General features: G+C 72.2%; 15 protein-coding genes and 1 pseudogene. 9 read left to right on the top strand and 7 right to left on the bottom strand.

The window, feature by feature from the left end:
* Positions 1-78: 78 nt before the first annotated feature.
* Positions 79-840: a TetR/AcrR family transcriptional regulator gene (locus CcI49_RS34620; protein WP_076833666.1), complete on the bottom strand. Its 762-nt coding sequence runs from the start codon at positions 838-840 to the stop codon at positions 79-81.
* A gap of 100 nt (positions 841-940) precedes the next feature.
* Positions 941-1,921 carry an LLM class flavin-dependent oxidoreductase gene (locus tag CcI49_RS34625; protein WP_076833668.1) on the bottom strand — a complete coding sequence of 327 codons (981 nt, stop codon included), beginning with the start codon at positions 1,919-1,921 and terminating at the stop codon, positions 941-943.
* Positions 1,922-2,089: 168 nt separating this feature from the next.
* Between CcI49_RS34625 and CcI49_RS34630 the strand changes: the two genes are divergently transcribed.
* The 5 genes from CcI49_RS34630 to CcI49_RS34650 all read left to right on the top strand — a co-directional run bounded on the left by CcI49_RS34630 (position 2,090) and on the right by CcI49_RS34650 (position 5,874).
* Positions 2,090-2,446, top strand: a complete 357-nt coding sequence (locus tag CcI49_RS34630; protein ID WP_076833670.1) for a DUF1330 domain-containing protein — start codon at positions 2,090-2,092, stop codon at positions 2,444-2,446.
* Positions 2,447-2,543: 97 nt separating this feature from the next.
* Positions 2,544-3,158 (top strand): carboxymuconolactone decarboxylase family protein, encoded by a 615-nt coding sequence (locus CcI49_RS34635; RefSeq protein WP_076833673.1) that lies wholly within the window; start codon positions 2,544-2,546, stop codon positions 3,156-3,158.
* 6 nt (positions 3,159-3,164) lie between these two features.
* Positions 3,165-3,806: a TetR/AcrR family transcriptional regulator gene (locus CcI49_RS34640; RefSeq protein ID WP_076833676.1), complete on the top strand. Its 642-nt coding sequence runs from the start codon at positions 3,165-3,167 to the stop codon at positions 3,804-3,806.
* A gap of 116 nt (positions 3,807-3,922) precedes the next feature.
* A complete protein-coding gene (locus CcI49_RS34645; protein WP_076833678.1) occupies positions 3,923-4,972 on the top strand; it encodes an ATP-binding cassette domain-containing protein in 1,050 nt (349 codons plus the stop codon).
* Positions 4,969-5,874: an ABC transporter permease gene (locus CcI49_RS34650; protein ID WP_116437581.1), complete on the top strand. Its 906-nt coding sequence runs from the start codon at positions 4,969-4,971 to the stop codon at positions 5,872-5,874. The genes CcI49_RS34645 and CcI49_RS34650 overlap by 4 nt, the downstream gene beginning before the upstream one ends.
* A gap of 1,947 nt (positions 5,875-7,821) precedes the next feature.
* On the opposite strand, the pseudogene CcI49_RS43845 reads toward CcI49_RS34650, so the two are convergent.
* Both CcI49_RS43845 and CcI49_RS34660 read right to left on the bottom strand, forming a co-directional pair.
* Positions 7,822-9,396: pseudogene (locus tag CcI49_RS43845) on the bottom strand (BTAD domain-containing putative transcriptional regulator); the annotation flags it as partial.
* An 18-nt stretch (positions 9,397-9,414) separates the two neighbouring features.
* On the bottom strand, positions 9,415-11,028 hold the full coding sequence (locus CcI49_RS34660; RefSeq protein ID WP_076833682.1) for an FMN-binding glutamate synthase family protein: 1,614 nt from the start codon (positions 11,026-11,028) through the stop codon (positions 9,415-9,417).
* A gap of 302 nt (positions 11,029-11,330) precedes the next feature.
* On the opposite strand from CcI49_RS34660, the gene CcI49_RS34665 reads away from it, so the two are divergent.
* A complete protein-coding gene (locus tag CcI49_RS34665; protein ID WP_076833683.1) occupies positions 11,331-12,062 on the top strand; it encodes an MBL fold metallo-hydrolase in 732 nt (243 codons plus the stop codon).
* Positions 12,063-12,088: 26 nt separating this feature from the next.
* Positions 12,089-12,682, top strand: coding sequence for a PaaI family thioesterase (locus CcI49_RS34670; protein WP_076833685.1), 594 nt, complete (start codon positions 12,089-12,091; stop codon positions 12,680-12,682).
* A gap of 28 nt (positions 12,683-12,710) precedes the next feature.
* On the opposite strand, the gene CcI49_RS34675 is transcribed toward CcI49_RS34670, so the two are convergent.
* Positions 12,711-13,748, bottom strand: coding sequence for an alcohol dehydrogenase catalytic domain-containing protein (locus CcI49_RS34675; protein ID WP_198955726.1), 1,038 nt, complete (start codon positions 13,746-13,748; stop codon positions 12,711-12,713).
* Between the two features lie 146 nt (positions 13,749-13,894).
* Between CcI49_RS34675 and CcI49_RS34680 the strand changes: the two genes are divergently transcribed.
* Together CcI49_RS34680 and CcI49_RS34685 are read left to right on the top strand one after the other, a co-directional pair.
* Positions 13,895-14,566 (top strand): TetR/AcrR family transcriptional regulator, encoded by a 672-nt coding sequence (locus CcI49_RS34680; RefSeq protein ID WP_076833687.1) that lies wholly within the window; start codon positions 13,895-13,897, stop codon positions 14,564-14,566.
* A gap of 93 nt (positions 14,567-14,659) precedes the next feature.
* Positions 14,660-15,049, top strand: a complete 390-nt coding sequence (locus tag CcI49_RS34685) for a PPOX class F420-dependent oxidoreductase (protein ID WP_076833689.1) — start codon at positions 14,660-14,662, stop codon at positions 15,047-15,049.
* Between the two features lie 84 nt (positions 15,050-15,133).
* Here the strand turns inward: CcI49_RS34685 and CcI49_RS34690 are convergent, their stop codons facing one another.
* Together CcI49_RS34690 and CcI49_RS34695 are read right to left on the bottom strand one after the other, a co-directional pair.
* Positions 15,134-16,324: a cytochrome P450 gene (locus CcI49_RS34690; RefSeq protein WP_076833692.1), complete on the bottom strand. Its 1,191-nt coding sequence runs from the start codon at positions 16,322-16,324 to the stop codon at positions 15,134-15,136.
* Between the two features lie 70 nt (positions 16,325-16,394).
* Complete coding sequence (locus CcI49_RS34695; RefSeq protein ID WP_076833694.1) at positions 16,395-17,861, bottom strand: aldehyde dehydrogenase family protein; 1,467 nt, start codon at positions 17,859-17,861, stop codon at positions 16,395-16,397.
* Positions 17,862-17,903 lie beyond the last annotated feature (42 nt).

The following is a 17,903-nucleotide window of genomic DNA, read 5'->3' on the forward strand; positions in this document are numbered from 1 at the left end:
CGCTGTGCGCGGCACTGCTATACGCGGGTTCCGCTGTACGCGGGTGCTGCTGCGCGCGGGTGCTGCTGCGCGCCGGTGTCAGTGGCCGGCGGGGAGCCGGCTGGTGACGCCGTCGAGGAAGATCGCCATGCTGTGCGCGAAGACGGCGTCGACCGGCGCGGACAGGTAGACGTCCCCGGTCTCGCGGAGCGCCGCGACATCATCGGGGGGCAGGCGGTCGAGCAGCTCGTCGAAGCCGGCGCCGGCCGGGACGCCGCTCGGGCTGCGGCCGGAACGGCTGCGCTGGATGGTCGCCGCACCCGCCACGAGCTCGATCATGGCGATGGTCGTGTACACGGCCTCCGCCCTGGGCAGCCCGGCGGAGTCGAAGGCGGTCACCGCCGCGTTGACGAAGCGCAGCATGTTGGGGCCGTAGCCGTGCATGTTCCGCCCCGCCGCGTCGGGAAGCGGCTGGTTGAGAATGACCCTGCGCATCTCGCTCATGAGCACTTCGATGTCGGCTCGCCAGCCGCGGCCGGTGCGCCCGATCCGGATGTCGCCCATGACGTGGTCCCCGATCAGCGCGATCAGTTCGTCCCGGCTGGCGATGTGCCGGTAGAGCGAGGCGTTGCTGGTGCCGAGCCGCTCGGCGACGGCGCGCACCGTGAGGGCGTCCAGCCCGTCCTCGCGCAGGACGTCGAGGGCGGCTCCGATGATCCGCTCGGTGGACAGCCCGCCGAGCCGCGGCCGCCGGCGGCGTTCGAGGTCCGAGCGCTGGATCCACCAGCGGGCCGAACCGGGCTCGTAGCCCACGGATGCGCACGCCACGAGGCCGTCCGAGTCCACCTGGACAGTATGCAAGATCCGCTCCGATACTCACACGGCAGATAGGTGAATGCTGGTCGCATTGGGGCCGGCCGGCCCGGGCTGCCACCCGGATCGGCCACCCCGGCCGGCCGCCCTAGCCGGCCCGGTGTGCGGCGGCGAACGCACGCAGCTCGCGGGCGACGTCGGGGCCGGACGGCTGGTACATGATCTCGCTGAAGCCGGACGCGGCCAGCCTGTCAAGCCCGTCGCGGATGTCCGCGGGGGCCCCGACCATCGTCCGGGTGTCGATGTGGTCCAGCAGAAGGTGGTCCCGCTCGGTGAGGTGCGTGACGTGGCCCTCGAAGCTGAGCAGGTGGCGCTCGCCCTCGGGTGCGAGGGCCTCCAGGGCCGCCCGCCACTGCTCGCCGCCGGGCAGCCGGTCCACCGCCGACGCTCCCCCGACGGCGTGGGCGGTGTGCCAGGGGATCACCCGCCAGGGCCCGATGGCCGCACGCACCCGGGCACACTCGCGGTCCTCGCCGGCGTCCAGCACGGTGCCGGTGACCATCGTCGCGGTCGGCAGCGTGGGGTGCACGGGGCCGATCGTCCCGTCCGCCACCTCGGGGGCCCGCCGGTTGCCTCGCGGTCCGAGCACACTGAGCCACAGCGGGACCTCGACCGGCCGGGGCGCGGCCATGCCGGGCCAGTGCAGCATCCGGGCCGGCGCTCCGTCGAGCACGACGGTCTCGCCGGCGAGCAGCCGCCGCAGCGAGCTGACATAATCGACCATGGCGTCCAGGGGCATCGCCGGCTGGCCGATCGCCATCCGGGCGGTGTAGCCCGTTCCGAAGCAGGCGCGGAACCGGCCGCCGGACAGCCGCGCGATCGTGGCGATGCCGGACGCCATGGTCATGACGGAGCGCTGGGTGGGAATCAGGACCGCGGTCGCGAGCCCGATCCGCGTCGTGCGGGCCGCGGCGAGCGCCAGATGGGCGAACGGATCCTCCCACAGCGGGGCCGAGTCGAAGATCCACACCCGGGTGTACCCGAGCTCCTCCGCGAGGACGGCGAGCTCCGCGAAGTCGGGGCCCGGCGGCAGCCCGCAGGATAACTCGTACTCGCTCACCGGAGTCATGAATCCGTTGTACCGGTCCGGGCATCCGGTCGGAAGCCGAACCGCCGATTTTCCGGACCGCTGGTCCGTTTTCTGTGGCGGCTGCCGGCGTGGCGGGGCATACTCCCAGCACCGGCCAGCCTGGCCTGCCGGTCGCACGGTAGGCCCAATCGGTGACAGCATTCGACCATGAACGTACGTTCAGGTGAGGAGCCGCCGGTGCCCAAGGGGTATGTGATCGTGACCGAGACCATCCACGACCCGGCCGGCATGGCGGCCTACAGCCAGCTCTCCGGCCGGTCGCTCGCCGAGTACGACGGCCGGGTCCTGGTGGTCGACGACGCTGTCGAGATCCGTGAAGGGTCCTGGCCGGGCAGCCGGACGGTCGTCATCGAGTTCGCCTCGGTCGACCAGGCACGTGCCTGGTACGAGTCGGAGAGCTACCAGGCCGCCGCCCCGCTGCGCCAAGCCGCGGCCGACTGCAGCGTCGTCATCGCGGCGGGCTTCGTCCCACGGCCCACCCCGGCCCCGACCGCGACCGGCTGACCCGCCCTCCCCCACGCCCCCGCACCCCTACACCCACCGACGGGATGAGGATTCTGACAACGATGATGACGAGCCCTTCTGCCACCCGGTGCCAGCGATGACGGCGGAGTCAGCGCGCATCTCGCCGCTGCCGGTCGAACAGTGGAGCGACGACGCGGCGCAGACCCTGCCCCGCTACTTACGCCGGCCGGAGCTGTTCGCGCCGGACCGCCCGAACGCGCTCCCGATGCCGACCTCGCTGCGGCTGTTCGCCCACCACATCCGGCTGACCGAGCCCTGGCTCGCCTTCTCCGAGGTCCTCGTCGGCAAGGATTCGGTGCTGGACCCGGCGCACCGCGAGCTGCTCGTACTGCGAGTGGCCTGGCGAACCCGCTCGCAGTACGAGTGGATCCACCATGTCCGCATCGGTCGGGCCTGCGGCGTCACCACCGAACAGATCCACGYCATCCCCCAGGGCGCCGAGGCCGAGGTGTGGACGCCACTCGAACGCGCGATGATGGCCGCGGTCGACCAGATGATCGACCGGTTCCGGGTGGACGACGAGACCTGGCAGGTGCTCGCGTCCCATCTCGACAAGCCGCAGCTTCTTGAGCTCTCCTTCGTCGTCGGCAGCTATCTCTGCCTGGCGCAGGTGTTCAACAACGTCGGTCTGGAGGCGGACCCGCCCGCCGAGCCCCTGGACGCACCGGCACTTCCGGCGCTGGGGGACTGACCGCCTATGACGACGAATCAGACGACGCATCAGCGGACCGCGACGAAGGAGTCGACGACACGCGACCAGCTGCTCGACGCCGCCGAGCAGCTGCTGCTGGAGGAGGGCTACGCCGCCGTCACGTCGCGCCGCGTCGGCGCGCGGGCCGGGCTCGCCCCACAGCTGGTGCACTACTACTTCCGGACCATGGACGACCTGTTCCTGCAGGTCTTCCGGCGGCGCGCGGACGTCGGGCTGGAACTGCTCCGCGAGGTGCTGCGCTCCCGCCCGACCCTGCGGCAGCTCTGGGACCTGCGCGAGGCCGGGATCAACACGACCATGCGGTTCAACCTGGAGTTCATGGCGCTGGCCAACCACCGCAAGGCGATCCGCTCCGCGATCGTCGAGTACTACCGGCAGTACCGGCAGCTCCAGCTGGACGCGTTCACGGCGGCCCTGGCGGATCTCGGCGTCACACCGGAGCGGTGCCCCCCGCTGGTGGCACAGCTGGTGATGGTCGGCGTCACCCAGCTGGTCGCCATCGACGAGGAGTTCGGGCTGGGGGCCGGCTACGACACCGTCCTGGCCTACCTCAATGATCAGATCGGCGATCTCACCCGCGGCCACGCGCAGGCACAGGCGCAGGCACAGCAGCCGCCGGGGCCGTGAAACGAGCGACGGCGGCCCGACAGACGGGTGAAAGCGGCGTGCAGGTGCGGTGAAACCGCGGGCAACTACCGTCCCGGGTGTCAGTTTCCCTCCCTTCCCACCCGGAGGAACCCGCTTTGGGAGCCGTACCCGCAGTCCAGGCCCGCGGCCTGGTCAAGACGTTCCGTGAACAACGCGCGGTCGACGGAATCGACCTCGACGTCCGCCAGGGCGAGATCTTCGGAGTTCTCGGCCCGAACGGAGCCGGCAAGACGACGACCCTGAAGATGCTGGCCACCCTGCTGCCGATCGACAGCGGGCAGGCCGAGATCTTCGGGGTCGACGTCGCCGCGCATCCGAACCGGGTGCGGCAGCTCATCGGTGTCACCGGGCAGTACGCCTCGGTCGACGAGGATCTCACCGCCACCGAGAACCTGTGGCTGTTCGGACGTCTGCAGGGGCTGCGCGCCGCCGACGCACGTTCGACGGCGCGGCGCCTGCTGGAGCAGTTCGGCCTGCAGGAGGCCGCCGACCGCAGGATCGCCGAGTTCTCCGGCGGTATGCGCCGCCGCCTCGACCTGGCCGCCTCCCTGATCACCCGCCCGCCCCTGATCTTCCTGGACGAGCCGACCACCGGCCTCGACCCGCGCACCCGCGGCCAGATGTGGGACACCATCCGCGGCTTGGTCGCCGACGGCTGCACCGTCCTGCTCACCACCCAGTACCTCGACGAGGCCGACCAGCTCGCCGACCGGGTCTGCGTCATCGACCACGGCCGCAAGGTCGCCGAGGGCACCCCGGACGACCTGAAGTCGCAGGTCGGCGAGTCGACCCTGCAGGTCCAGCTGGAGTCGGGGGCCGACCAGGCCGCCGCCGCCGAGGTGGTGCGCCGCGTCCTCGCCGAGGAGCCGGTGCTCACCCCCGAGGCCGGCCGGCTCAACGTCCCGCTCCCGGACGCCGACCGGGCCGCCGACGTGCTGCTCGGCCTGCGCGCCGCCGGGGTCTCCATCCGCTCGGTCAGCGTCGCGCGGCCCACGCTCGACGAGGTGTTCCTCGCTCTCACCGGTCATGACGTCCCGGCGGACGGTTCCGGCACCGACAGCACCGACAGCACCGACAGCACCGACGACATCGGCGACGCTGATCACGCTGACCACGCCGGCTCCGCTCTGGAGGCTGCACGATGAGCACCACCACCGACGCCGCCACCACGGCCGCCGGCACCAGCTCCGTCATCGGCGCTCCTGCGGCTGCGCCGCTCGCCGGCCGGTCACCGGTCAGGCCGCTCGACACCGAGGCCGCGTTCGCCCGGACCAAGGGCCGGGTCGGGGCCGGGGACACCGTCGTCCAGACGTTCGCGATGGCCTGGCGGGCGCTGAAGAAGATGCGCCGCAACCCGGAGCAGTTCTTCGACGTGGCCCTGCAGCCGCTGCTGTTCACGGCGATGTTCGCCTACGTCTTCGGCGGCGCGATCTCCGGCGACGTCGACAGCTACCTGCCGTTGCTGATTCCCGGCATCGTCGCGCAGACGGTGCTCACGACCTGCATGGCCACCGGGACGCAGCTACGCGAGGACATGGACAAGGGCGTCTTCGACCGGTTCCGGTCGCTGCCGATGTCCCGGGTCGCGCCACTGGCCGGTCCGATGGTCGCCGATCTGGTGCGTTACGTGACCGCCGCCGTGCTCACCTACCTGATGGGCCTGCTGCTCGGGTACCGGCCGGGTGGCGGTGTGCCGGGCGTCGCCGGTGCGGTGGTGCTGGCGGTGTTCACCGGCTGGGCGATCGCGTGGGCGTTCACCTGGATCGGCACGATCGCCCGCAGCGCCCGCAGCGTGCAGGGCATCTCGATGATGATCCTCTTCCCGCTGACGTTCCTGTCCAACGCGTTCGTCCCGGCGGACACCCTGCCGGGCTGGCTGGAGACCTTCACGAAGGTCAACCCGGTGTCACATCTCGTCTCCGCGACCCGGGACCTGGCCAACAACGGAACGGTCACCGCCCAGGTCGCCTGGACGCTGCTCACCGGACTCGCGGTGATCGCCATCTTCCTGCCGCTGTCCGTCGCCAGCTACCGGCGAAACCTGTGAGTGCGGGACGAGGCACGAACTCCCGGCGTGCTCCGTCGTCCTCGCCAGACCCGTAGTCCCCGCGTTACCCACCAGACGCAACAGTGTGTCCCGAGCCTCATCGAACAGCTCCGCACCGCGACGCTCGCCGAGGCCTGCCTCGACCGCCGACAGCAGGCCCGGCGCGCATCGCTCGAGCAGCTCCGCCACCCACTGCCAGTGCAGCGGGCTGACGACCGACACGTAGTCGAACCGCCGCGCGGCCACCAGCAGCCGGACGACGTCCTCGACAACGCAGTCCGCCGCGCCAGTCCTGCCGACAGCATCACTGGCGTCGCCAGCGCCGCCGGCGCCTTCTGCCGCACCGGCACTGTCTGCCCACGTCCGAAGGCTCCAGGCCGCGGTCGCGAACAGCGTGGTACCCACCACCGGGTAGTCGAGGTAAGCCGACGCAGCCTCCAGCAGCCTGGAGCACCGCGTCAGGCAGGACGTATACAGCTCACGACCAACCGAGACCTGCTCGTCGCCGGCCGCGTACCGGCTGAACGCGGCCAGCGCCACCGCCTCACCGAACAGCAGCCAGGGCTCCAGCCCGCTCTGCGACACCCCGGGCAGCGTGATCAGCCGCGTCCGCCGCGCCACCATCAGGTACTCGCGCAGCCCGTCCGATACCTGGCCGCGGGCGGTCATGAGCTCCGCCCGGGCCAGGCCCACCATCATCCCGCCGAGCAGCAGCTCGTTCTCCGGCGCTGCCGCTCCGCGGGCAGCCTCCCCGGCCTCGGTACCCAGCCCGGCCAGGAACTCCTCGGCCTCGTCGAACTGACCGCGGCTGATGGCGTCGACCGCGAGCAGGGTCCGCAGGTTGGCGGCGTCGTCGAGGGCACCGAGCCGGCGCAGGACGGGCAGGGCCGCGCGGGCGTGGACCCGCATCGCGGCGGGCTGGCCACGCCGCAGGCTCAGGTTGGCGAGCTGGGTATGCATACCCGCCGCCAGCCACGGACCGTCCTCGGGCCGGGTCAGCTCCAGAGCCCGCCCCGCGGCCTCCACAGCGGCCGCCGAATCGCCGGCGTTCTCGTGCAGATGCGTCAGCCAGACCAGGGCGAGCATGGCGCAGTGGCGGTCACCGTCACGCACGAGCCGTTCGAGGGCCTCCCGATTGTCGCTGTACGTGTGCCAGCTGGGCTGGTCGGGAGCCGGATCGACGGCCAGCAGCAGGCGCACACCAGCGGCGACCCGCGGATCGCCGGCCGCGTCCGGGCCAAGTCTCGTCAGCAGCTCGCGAATCTGCGCGGCGTCGCTGTCCCCGAGGGCAACCGCACTGCTCAGCACCGCCAACGCCGCGGCCCGGGTGACCGGCACCGCCCGGGGCGGCGGCTCCCAGCCACCGAACGCGTCGCCGATCGCCCCGGTCAACGTCAGGAGCCGCGTGTGCTCGCCGCGGATGTCCCAGAACCCGGCCAGTACCGCGACCAGGCCCATCACCGATTCGAGATCACCCTCGGCCAGGGCCGCCCGGAGCTCGTCGGTGAGGTTCGCCTCCTCGGCGGCCACCGCGTCGACCGCGTCGAACTGCCCCGCGCCGTAGAGGCTCTCGCCCTGGCGCAGCGCGTAGCGCACCGCCCAGGAGCGCCGCGACCGGCGGGCCGCGGCGAGACCGCCGGCCTGGGTCAGCCGCAGCAGGCCGAACTCGCGGACGGTCTCCAGCATCTGGTAGCGCACGCCGCCGACCGCCTCGCGCACGCTGAGCAGCGACTGGTCGACGAGGCTCTGCACCACGTCGACGACGTCGACGTCCAGCTCCGGCGCCTGTTCCGCTTCCGGCCCCGAACCCGGCCCCGGCCCCGGCCCCGGCCCCGGCCCCGGCCCGAGGATCTCCTCGGCCGTGTCGAGGGTGAAGCCGTCCTGGAAGACCGCGAGCCAGCGCAGCGCCTGCCGCTCGGGCTCGTCGAGAAGGTTCCACGACCAGTCGATCACCGCGAGCAGGGTCCGGTGCCGGTCCGGCGCGCTGCGGTCGCCACCGCGCAGCAGGGCGAAGCGGTCCGCGAGGCGCCGGTCGATCTCCTCGACCGACATGACCCGCACCCGCGCCGCCGCCAGCTCGACGGCCAGCGGCAGGCCGTCCAGCCGGGCGACGACCGCCGCCACGGCCGCGTCGTCGAGGCGGACACCGGGCCGCGCCGCCACCGCACGTTCACGGAACAGCTCGAGCGCGTCCGCCGACGAAAGCGCGCCCAGCGGATACACCCGCTCACCGCTGATCGACAGCGGCGCCCGGCTGGTGGTCAGCACCCGCAGGTCCGCGGTGGTCGCGACGAGAAAGGCGACCAGCTCCGCGACGGCGGCCACCAGATGCTCGCAGTTGTCGAGCACGAGCAGGCTGGGCCCGCTCGACAGCTGCTGGGCGATCCGGGCCCGCAGGTCCGCACGCTGCGGCGGTGTCAGCACGGTACGGCTGCTGACCGAATCGCGGACGCCGAGCGCGGAGCCGACCTCGCCGAGCAGATCCTCCGGCGCGGCGACACCGACCAGCTCCACCATCCGCACCACGGGCAGCGTGCTGTCCCGGGCGAGCACGTTCGCGAGCCTGGTCTTGCCGAGCCCACCAGGACCGACGATCGACACCACCCGCGCCCCGGTGAGCATCGCCCGCAGCCGCTCGATGTCCCGGTCGCGCCCCAGCAGCGGGGTGGCATCGTGGCGCAGGCCGGTCCGCACGGCGGGCCGGTCCGACGCGAGCAGTTCCTGGTGCACCCGGGCGAGCCCCGGACCGGGACCGGTGCCCAGGCGATCCCGCAGGTCGCGGCGGTAGAACTCGAAACGCTCCAGGGCGGCACCGGGGCTGCGGACCACAGCCTCGCTGCGCAGCAGATCGGCCAGCAGTGCCTCGTCGTCCGGCCGGCCGGCAACCGCCTCCTCGAGCAGCGGCAGGGCCTCGGCGTGCTCCCCCGCGCGGCCGCGGGCCTGGCCGAGCACGGCCCGGGCCGTCGCCAGGTCGGCGGTGGCGGATCGGCGGACGTCCGCGAGCGGGCCGTCGGTCAGGGCGCTCTCCTGCGCTGCCCGTGGCCGGGCCGCCGCCGGCTGGCCCGCCACCAGCCGGGCCCCCACGAGGGGCTCACCCAGCGCGAGCGCCTGGCGGGCCGCGACGGCGGCGGCGAGGGGATCACCCGGCAGCAGCTGGCCGGCCTGGACCGCCAGCGCGGCCAGCAACGAGCTGTCGATCTGGTCGGGTGCCAGGTCGAGGCGGTAGCCGCCGCCGTCGCGCACCACCAGACCGGCGCCGAGGATCGTCCGCGTCCGCGACACGACGACCTGCAGGCTCTTCACCGCGTTGGCCGTCGGCTCCCCGCGCCAGATCAGGGCGGCCAGCTGCTCGGCCGGCACCGGCCGCCCACCGGCGGCTGCCAGCGCCGCGAGCAGCGCCTGCGGGCGGTCGCCAGCGACCGGAGTGCCGTTCCAGCGCACCCCGTCAAGCAGGATGAGGCTCACGCCGCCCACGCGGATCAGTCTAGGCGGGCCCTCCGCTGTCGAGCCCAGGCCCGCCACCGCCCGCCCGAGCCCATCTCAGGCCGGGAGGAGGTCGATCGAACCGGGACGGAAGGAGTCGGGGTCGGCGGCGGCCCAGTCCGCCGCCCAGGCACGCGGCGGATCGGCGAGGAGCTCCCCGGGCTCCAGCCAGTCGAAAAGCTCGGCGTAGCTGCGGGTGTCGGTGTGGCTGACCCGGCGCAGCAGCATCTCGGGGCCGAGCTCGCCGGGGCCGGCACAGCCGAGGGAGGCCATCACCCGCACCGCCTGCTCGACGGTCGCCGCCTGGTAGCGCCGCACCCGCTCGCTCTTGTCCGCGACGTCCAGTGCACGTGCCCGGCGCGGGTCCTGGGTGGCCACTCCGACCGGGCAGGTGTTCGTGTGGCAGCGCTGCGCCTGGATGCAGCCGGTCGCCATCATCATCGCCCGCGCCGCGTTGGTGTAGTCGGCGCCCTGCGCGATCCGCTTCACGATGTCGACACCGCTGGCGACCTTGCCGCTCACCCCGATCCGGACCTGCCCGCGCAGGCCGACGCCGACCAGCGCGTTGTGCACCGTGATCAGGCCTTCGGTCAGCGGAGTGCCGACATGGTCCTCGTACTCCAGCGGAGCCGCGCCGGTGCCGCCCTCGGAGCCGTCCACCACGACGAAGTCGGGGGTGACCCCCTCGACGACCATCGCCTTGCAGATCGCCAGCAGCTCCCGCCGGGTTCCGACACACAGCTTGAACCCGACCGGCTTGCCCGCCGCCAGCTCCCGCATCCGCGCGATGAACAGGACGAGCTCGCGCGGGGTGGAGAACACCCGGTGATGCGCCGGGCTGATGCAGTCCACGCCGAGGGGCACCCCGCGGGCCGCCGCGATCGCGGGGGTCACCTTCGCCGCCGGCAGCACGCCGCCGAGGCCGGGCTTCGCGCCCTGGCTCAGCTTCAGCTCGACCATCCGCACCGTCGGCAGCGCGGCGACGTCCTTGAAGCGGGCCGGGTCGAAGTCGCCGTCCGGGGTTCGGGTGCCGAAGTAGCCGCTGCCGATCTCCCAGACCAGGTCGGCGCCGTGCCGCAGGTGGTACTCGGTCAGGCCGCCCTCACCGGTGTCGTGGGCGAAGCCGCCGGCCGCCGCGCCCCGGTTCATCGCCAGCACCGCGTTCGCCGACAGCGCCCCGAAACTCATCGCGGAGATGTTCAGCAGTGCCATGTCGTACGGCTGGGTGCAGTCGGGCCCACCGATCCGCACCCGCGGCGGCGGCGCGCCGGGGTCGACGGGCACCGGGGCGGTCGAATGCGGCAGGTACTCGTAGCCGACCTCGTTGACGTCCCGCTCAGTGCCGAACGCCTGGTCACCGTGGATGCCCTTGGCCCGCTGGTAGATCACCGTCCGGGTGTCGCGGTCGAACGGGCGCCCGTCGTAGTTGCGTTCGATGAAGTACTGCTGGATCTCCGGGCGGATCTTCTCCAGGGCGAACCGCAGATGCCCGAGCACCGGGTGGAAGCGCAGGATCGCGTGCCGCCGCTGGGTCACGTCATGCACCGCGAGCAGCAGCAGTGCGGCGGCGACGCCGACACCGGCCCACCAGCCCGCCGACACGAACAGCGCCAGTACGGCCCCCACCGCGACCAGCGCGGCGAGGAGGAGAACCGTCGCAACGGGCAACATCGCGAACCGTGCCCTTCCTGCCCCGGATTCCGACCGACGCCCCGTTGCACCCATCGGTCTGATCGGGCCCGGTTCGCCAGTGTCCGCGGCAGGTCCGACGGTATCCCCGCTTTGCTCCGGCCGGGCTGCGCCGACAGCGGACGGCCTGCCGCCATCGACCTCGCTCGACGCACCATCGACACCGGTCTCCGCCGCTCACCGCCGAATCAACAGCGGTCGCCACCGATCCGCTCTGCTCACGGCGAATCTGCCTCAGGCAGAGACCGCCCCGGGGCGCGAGCGGCGGTGCCTACCGTGCCGGCATGGACGTCGTCGAGCTGGTCCCGGACCTCTACTTCCTGCGCTTTCCCGTCGGGCACGTCTACCTGTGGCGGGACCCGGACGGCCTCACCGTGATCGACGCGGGTCTGCCCGGCTCCGGGCCGCACATCGCCGGGGCGATCCGCGGGCTCGGCTGGCATCCGCGGGACGTCCGGCAGCTCGTGCTCACCCACGGCCACGTCGACCACGCCGGCGCGGCGGCCGAGGTCGCGGCCTGGGGCGAGGTGACCGTGCTCGCCCACCAGGCGGACGTCCCGCTGGTCGAGGGGCGCGCCGCGGCCCTGCCGCCGGATCTCGCCGACTGGGAGCAGGCTCTGTACGACCAGGTCCAGGCCGGCCTGCCGGCCACCGAACCCGAACCGGTTCGGGTCGACCGCCCGCTGGCCGACGGCGACGTCGTCGACATCGCCGACGGGGCGCTGACCATCGCCACGCCGGGGCACACCGCCGGCAGCATCGCTCTCTACCTGCCCGGGCCGCGGGTGCTGTTCGCCGGCGACATCATGGCCCGCGACCCGCAGTCCGCCGACCCGCGGACACCGGTCTTCCCCGGCGTGTTCAACGTCGACCGGGCCGAGGCCCTCGCCTCCTTCGCCAGGCTGGCGGCACTCGACGTCGAGACCGCCTGCTTCGGGCACGGCGAACCCCTCGCGAGTGACGCCGGAACCTACCTGCGCGCCGCCACCGAACGCCTCTCCAGGCCCACGCTGTGAGCACGGGCCTGGAAGGATGAATCACTGTGACGGATGAATCTGCGGCCTTATCCGCTGCCGTTCCCGGTGGCCCCGACTTCGGCCGGTTCGTGGAGAACCTGCGCGAGCTGCTCGACGCGGTGGCCGACACCCGCCCGCCCGCCGCGGTCGTGACCCAGGTCGCCGACCAGTTCGCGCAGCTCAGCGCACAGCTGCGGCAGTTCGCGGTGCCCGAGGCCGAGCGCGTCACCGGGATGCGGCTGGACCTGGACGGTCGCGGCCAGACGATGGTCCCCCCGGTGATCTGGGACGAACGCGGCGGCGACCGCGCCCTGGCCCGGGTGACGTTCGGGCGGCACTACCTCACCCTCGGCGGGGCGGTGCACGGCGGCGCCATCGGGCTGGTGTTCGACGAGGTGCTGGCCATGCTGGCCAACCATGAGCGGCCGTTCGCGCGGTCGCTCTACCTGAACGTCAGCTACCGCGCGCTCACCCGGGTCGAGGTGGGGCTGCGGGTGGAGGCGAYGGTCGACCGAGTCGAGGGCCGCAAGCTGTTCCTCAGCGGCCGGCTGTTCGACGGCGGAACCCTGTGCGCCGACGCGGAGAGCCTGTTCATCCAGCTCAGGCCCGCGGGGGCGTAGGCGACGCCCCCGGTCAGGGGGCAGCAGGTCAGGGGCGGACGAGGACCTTCAGGGCGGCGCGGGAGTCCATGGCACGGTAGGCGTCGGCGATGTTGTCGAGGGTGACGGTGCGGTCGAAGACCCTGCCGGGGTTGATCGCGCCCTTCAGCACCTCGGGCAGCGCCTGCTCGAGGTAGGCACGCACGGGTGCCGGCCCGCCGGTGAGGTAGACGTTCTTGCCGAACAGGGAGCCGAAGCCGACCGGCGCCTCCTCGTACTGCGGCACGCCGACCCGGGAGATGATCCCGCCCGGACGGACCACGCCGTAGGCCTGCTCGTAGGCGGGCATGTACCCGACGGCCTCGATCACGACCGGGCTGCCCTCCCCGCCGGTGAGGTCGAGCACCCTGGCGACGCCCTCCTCGCCACGCGCGGCGACGACGTCGGTGGCGCCGAACTCCCGGCCCAGGTCGGTGCGGGAGGTGTGCCGACCCATCAGGATGATCCGCTCGGCGCCCAACTGCTTCGCGGCGAGCACCGCGGACAGGCCGACCGCACCGTCGCCGATCACGGTGACGGTCGAGCCGGGGGCCACCCTGCCCATGTGCGCGGCGTGCCAGCCGGTGAGGTAGACGTCCGACAGGGTGAGCAGGGAGGGCAGCAGTGCCTCGTCGACGTCGCTGGGGATCTTCACGAGGGTGCCGGCGGCCTGGGGCACCCTCGCCAGCTCGGCCTGCACTCCCCCGGCGCCGCCGCCGCCGTACCAGCCGACGTTGAGGCATGAGGTGTGCAGGCCGTCGCGGCAGAACACGCAGGTGTTGTCGGAGAAGGAGAACGGGGAGATGACAAGGTCGCCCGGGGCCAGACCGGTGACCTCCGCACCGATCTCCTCCACGACGCCGATGAACTCGTGGCCCATCGGCACGCCCTGCTCGGCGGCGGGCATCGAGTGGAACGGGTGCAGGTCGGACCCGCACACGCAGGCCAGCACCATGCGGACGACCGCGTCGGTCGGTGCCTCGATCCGCGGGTCGGGCACGTTCTCGACGCGGACGTCGCCGGCTCCGTACATGAACGTCGCGCGCATGTGCTGTCCGCCTCCTGATCCCGGGGTCCCGCACCGGGTGGGCGGGTCGACCTCAATGTAAGAGACCTCTAACATTGAGGTCAAAGCGGGATGGAACACATCCTGACCAGGCCTTTCGCGGCAGATGATCGGCAGATGAGCGACAGATGCGAACGAGAGCGGGGGCATCGGGCGTGGCAAGGCGGGCGACCTACCACCACGGCGACCTGCGGGCAGCGCTCGTCCAGGCCGCGCTCGAGCTTGTCAGCGCGAACGGGGTCGCCGGCCTCTCGGTCGCCGCCGCGGCCCGCCGGGCAGGCGTCAGCGGCGCCGCTCCCTACCGGCACTTCGCCGGCCGGGCCGAGCTGCTGTCCACCGCCGCGACCTTCGCGGCCCGCCAGCTCTCCGAGCTGATGCGTGACGCCGCCGAACGAGTCGGACAACCAGCGACCGGCGGGATCACACCCGCCGTCGAGGTACTCGCCGAGCTCACCCGGGTCTACGTCCGGTACACCCTCACCCACGGCGCCGGCTTCGAGCTCATCTTCGCGGACGAACTCCAGGACTTTCCCGACCCGCCGCGCCGCGACGCCACTCGCGAGCTGCATGACCGCCTGCTGTTCCCCGCGCTGGCCGTCACCGGCGATCCCGACGACGCGGGCCATCTGCTGCGGGCGCTGGTCGCCACCGCGCACGGCTACGCCTACCTGCCGCGCAGCGGGTTCATGCGCGGCTTCGACACCGGTTCCGCCCGGGTGGCGGACGAGGCCGCCGAGGCGGTGCGCACGCTGGCCCGGGCAGCGGCCGGCAGCCCACCCGACGGCCACGGCGGGGACTGATCGGCCTGCGGATACGGTCGTTCACCGTCGGCATCCCCCACCTGCCGACGCACCAGGAACCCGCATGCCGCCGCACCACGAGAAGGAGAACCGGTGCCGACCATTTCCCCGAGCCACCGCGACCTGCTGGAGTCCGGCCACACGATCAGCCTCGCAACGGTCGGAGCCGACGGGCTGCCGCAGGTCACCGCGATCTGGGCGATGCTGGACGGTGATCATGTCCGCACCTCGCTGCACCCGAGCCGGCAGAAGTACCGGAACCTCGTCGCCCGGCCGCAGGCGACCGTCTTCGTGATCGACCCGGCCAACCCGTACCGCACGCTGGAGGTCCGCGGCACCGTCGAGATCACCGAGGACACCGATCTGGTGTTCCTCCAGCGCCTGCTGGCCGTCTACGGCAGCGACCTGGAGCACTTCCAGGCGCCGGTCGACGGGCGAGTGGTGGTCACGCTGCACCCCACCCGCGTCGTCGAGCTCGGATAGCGGATGGCGCCGGGCGCGACGCGACGCGGTTCCGCGGAACCGCGCCCGGCTCCGCGGAACCGGCGCGGCACCGCCGGCCGGGTGTCAGAGCACGACGGGCAGCCTGTGGTAGCCGCGGATGGTCGCGGTGTGGATCAGCTCCGCGCCGGACAGGTCGACATCCCAGCGCGGGAAGCGGTTCAGGATCTCCTCCAGTGCGATCCGGCCCTCGATCCGGGCCAGGGCGGCACCGAAGCAGTAGTGCACGCCCTTACCGAAGGTCAGGTGCGCGTCGATCTTCCGGTGGATGTCGAACGTGCCCGCGTCGGGGAAGGCCCGCTCGTCCCGGTTCGCCGAACCGGTCAGCAGGGTGACGATCTTCCCTTCCTCGACGTGCTGCCCGTACAGCTCGACCCGTTTCGCCGCCACCCTGATCTGGATCGGCGACGGCACCTCGTACCGCAGCGTCTCCTCGACTGCGTTCGGGACGAGCGACCTGTCGGCCACGACCTGGGCCCGCTGGTCGGGGTGCTCGGCGAGGACCTTACCGAGCCAGCCGATCAGCCGGGCGGTCGTCTCGACCCCGGCCGCGTAGAGCATGCCGACGTAGTTGAGGATCTCGGCGTCGCTCAGCCCGCGTTCCTCGCCGGTGAAGACGTCGGTGAAGCGGGCCTGGATGAGGGTGGTGAGGAAGTCGTCCGCCGGGTTGGCCCGGCGGAACTCCAGGAACGGCGCGTACGGTGCCCCGATGCTGGGCAGCCGCTGCTCCTCCTGCGGCTTCTCCTCGGTGAGCCGGGCCGACTCCTCCACCTTGTCGCGCAGGCTCAGCAGGTACTCGTCGGGAATGCCGACGAGGGCGCCGATGACCCGCATCGGCAGGTGGCCGGCGAAATCCTGCACCAGGTCGAAGCCACCGCTGCCGACGAGCGGGTCGAGGTACTCCGCGCACAGCTCCCGGATCCGCTCCTCCAGGACCTGCACGCGCCGCGGGGTGACGGCCCGGCTCAGGATCAGCCGGTGCATGTCGTGCTCGGGCGGGTCCTCGGCGATGAAAAGCCCCGGCGGGGTCGGTAAGCCGGCCTTCACCATCTCCATCAGGATGCCCTTGGCGGACGTGTAGCTCTGCCAGTCGACCGAGGCGGCCTCGACGTCGGCGTACCGGGAGAGCGCGTAGAAGTCGTACCGCTCGTTGTAGTAGAGCGGCTGCTCCTCCCGCATGCGCTTCCACACCGGGTAGGGGTCCTGGTCGATGTCGAAGTCGTACGGGTCGTAGTAGATCTCGGTCGCGGTGCTCACGCTGTGCTCCTGGCTTCCGTCGACGTGCGTCTGCGCGGGTGTGCGGGTGTGCGGTACCGGCCCCGGGGGGTCACACGGGCTCGCACAGGGTCTTGATCTGGAGGTACTCCTCGAAGCCCAGCTGGCCCATCTCACGGCCGATGCCGCTCTGCTTGTACCCGCCGAAGGGGACGTCCGGCCCGTAGTAGATGCCGCCGTCCACGATCATCGTGCCGGCGCGGATCCGGCGGGCGACCGCCTTGGAACGCTCGTGGTCGCCGGAGAAGACCGCGCCGGAGAGGCCGAAGATGCTGTCGTTCGCGATCCGCACGGCGTCGTCCTCGTCGTCGAACGGCAGCGCGACGAGCACCGGCCCGAAGATCTCGTTGCGGACGATCTCGGCGTCCTCGGGCATGTCGGCGAACAGGGTCGGCTCGAAGTAGTAGCCACGGTCGAACCGCGACGGGCGCCGCCCGCCGAGGACAGGCGTGCCACCGGCCGCCTTCGCCCGCTCGACGATGCCCTCGACGCGGTCGCGGTGGCGCTCGCTGTTCAGCGGGCCCATCACGTTCGCGGGGTCGAGCGGATCGCCGTAGGGCACCATCGACAGCATCTGGGCGGCGAGCTGGACGCCCTCCTCGAAGCGGGAGCGCGGCAGGAGCAGCCGGGTCAGCGTGGCGCACCCCTGGCCGGCGTGGACGCAGACCATGAAGGTCGACATCCCGATCGCGGTCGCGAAGTCGGCGTCGGCGAAGACGATGTTCGCCGACTTCCCGCCGAGCTCCAGGAAGCACTTCTTCACCGTCTCCGAACCCAGCTTCATGATCCGCCGCCCGACCGCGGTGGAACCGGTGAAGCTGATCAGGTCGACGCGCGGGTCGGTGATGAGCTCCTCACCCCGGTCGTTGACCGAGCTGGTGATGACGTTGAGGACGCCGGGCGGGATGTCGGTGTGCTCCGCGACGATCTTTCCGAGCGCGCTGGCGCACCACGGGGTGGTCGGCGCGGCCTTCAGGACGACGGTGTTCCCGGCCGCGAGCGCGGGGGCGACCTTCGCGAGGTTCACCTGGGTCGGCTGGTTCCACGGGGTGATCGCGCCGACCACCCCGTAGGGCTCGCGCTCCGTCCAGCGGCGGGAGCGGAACTGCTCGATCTGGCCGATGCCGTGCGCCTGCGTGAACTCGTAGTTCTCCAACAGGTCGGCGACCCAGCCGATGCCTTCGACCGGCCGGTCGAAGGTGGAGCCGGAGATCCTGCTCGGCAGGCCGACCTCGGCCGTCGACATCGCCTTGAACGGCTCGGCGTGCTTGGACAGCGCGTCCTGCAGCTGGCGCAGGCAGCGGACCCGCAACGCGACGTCGGTGCTCCATGTGGTCTCGTCGAAGGCCCTGCGGGCGGCCGCGATCGCCGCGTCCACATCGCCGGCGGAGGCGTCCGCGGCGACGCCGATGGCGGCCTCGGTGGCCGGGTTGATGTTGTCGTACGTGGCCCCGCCGTCCGCGTCGACGAGCTGGCCGTCGATGAGCAGTTTCGCGATGTCCAGGCCCGCGTAGGTCATGTCCTTGCTCCTGTCAGATGAGACGTGTTTCAGGCGAGCGGC

Origin of the sequence: Frankia sp. CcI49, from assembly GCF_001983215.1 — a bacterium.
In the GTDB taxonomy this organism is placed as follows: Bacteria; Actinomycetota; Actinomycetes; order Frankiales; family Frankiaceae; genus Parafrankia; species Parafrankia irregularis.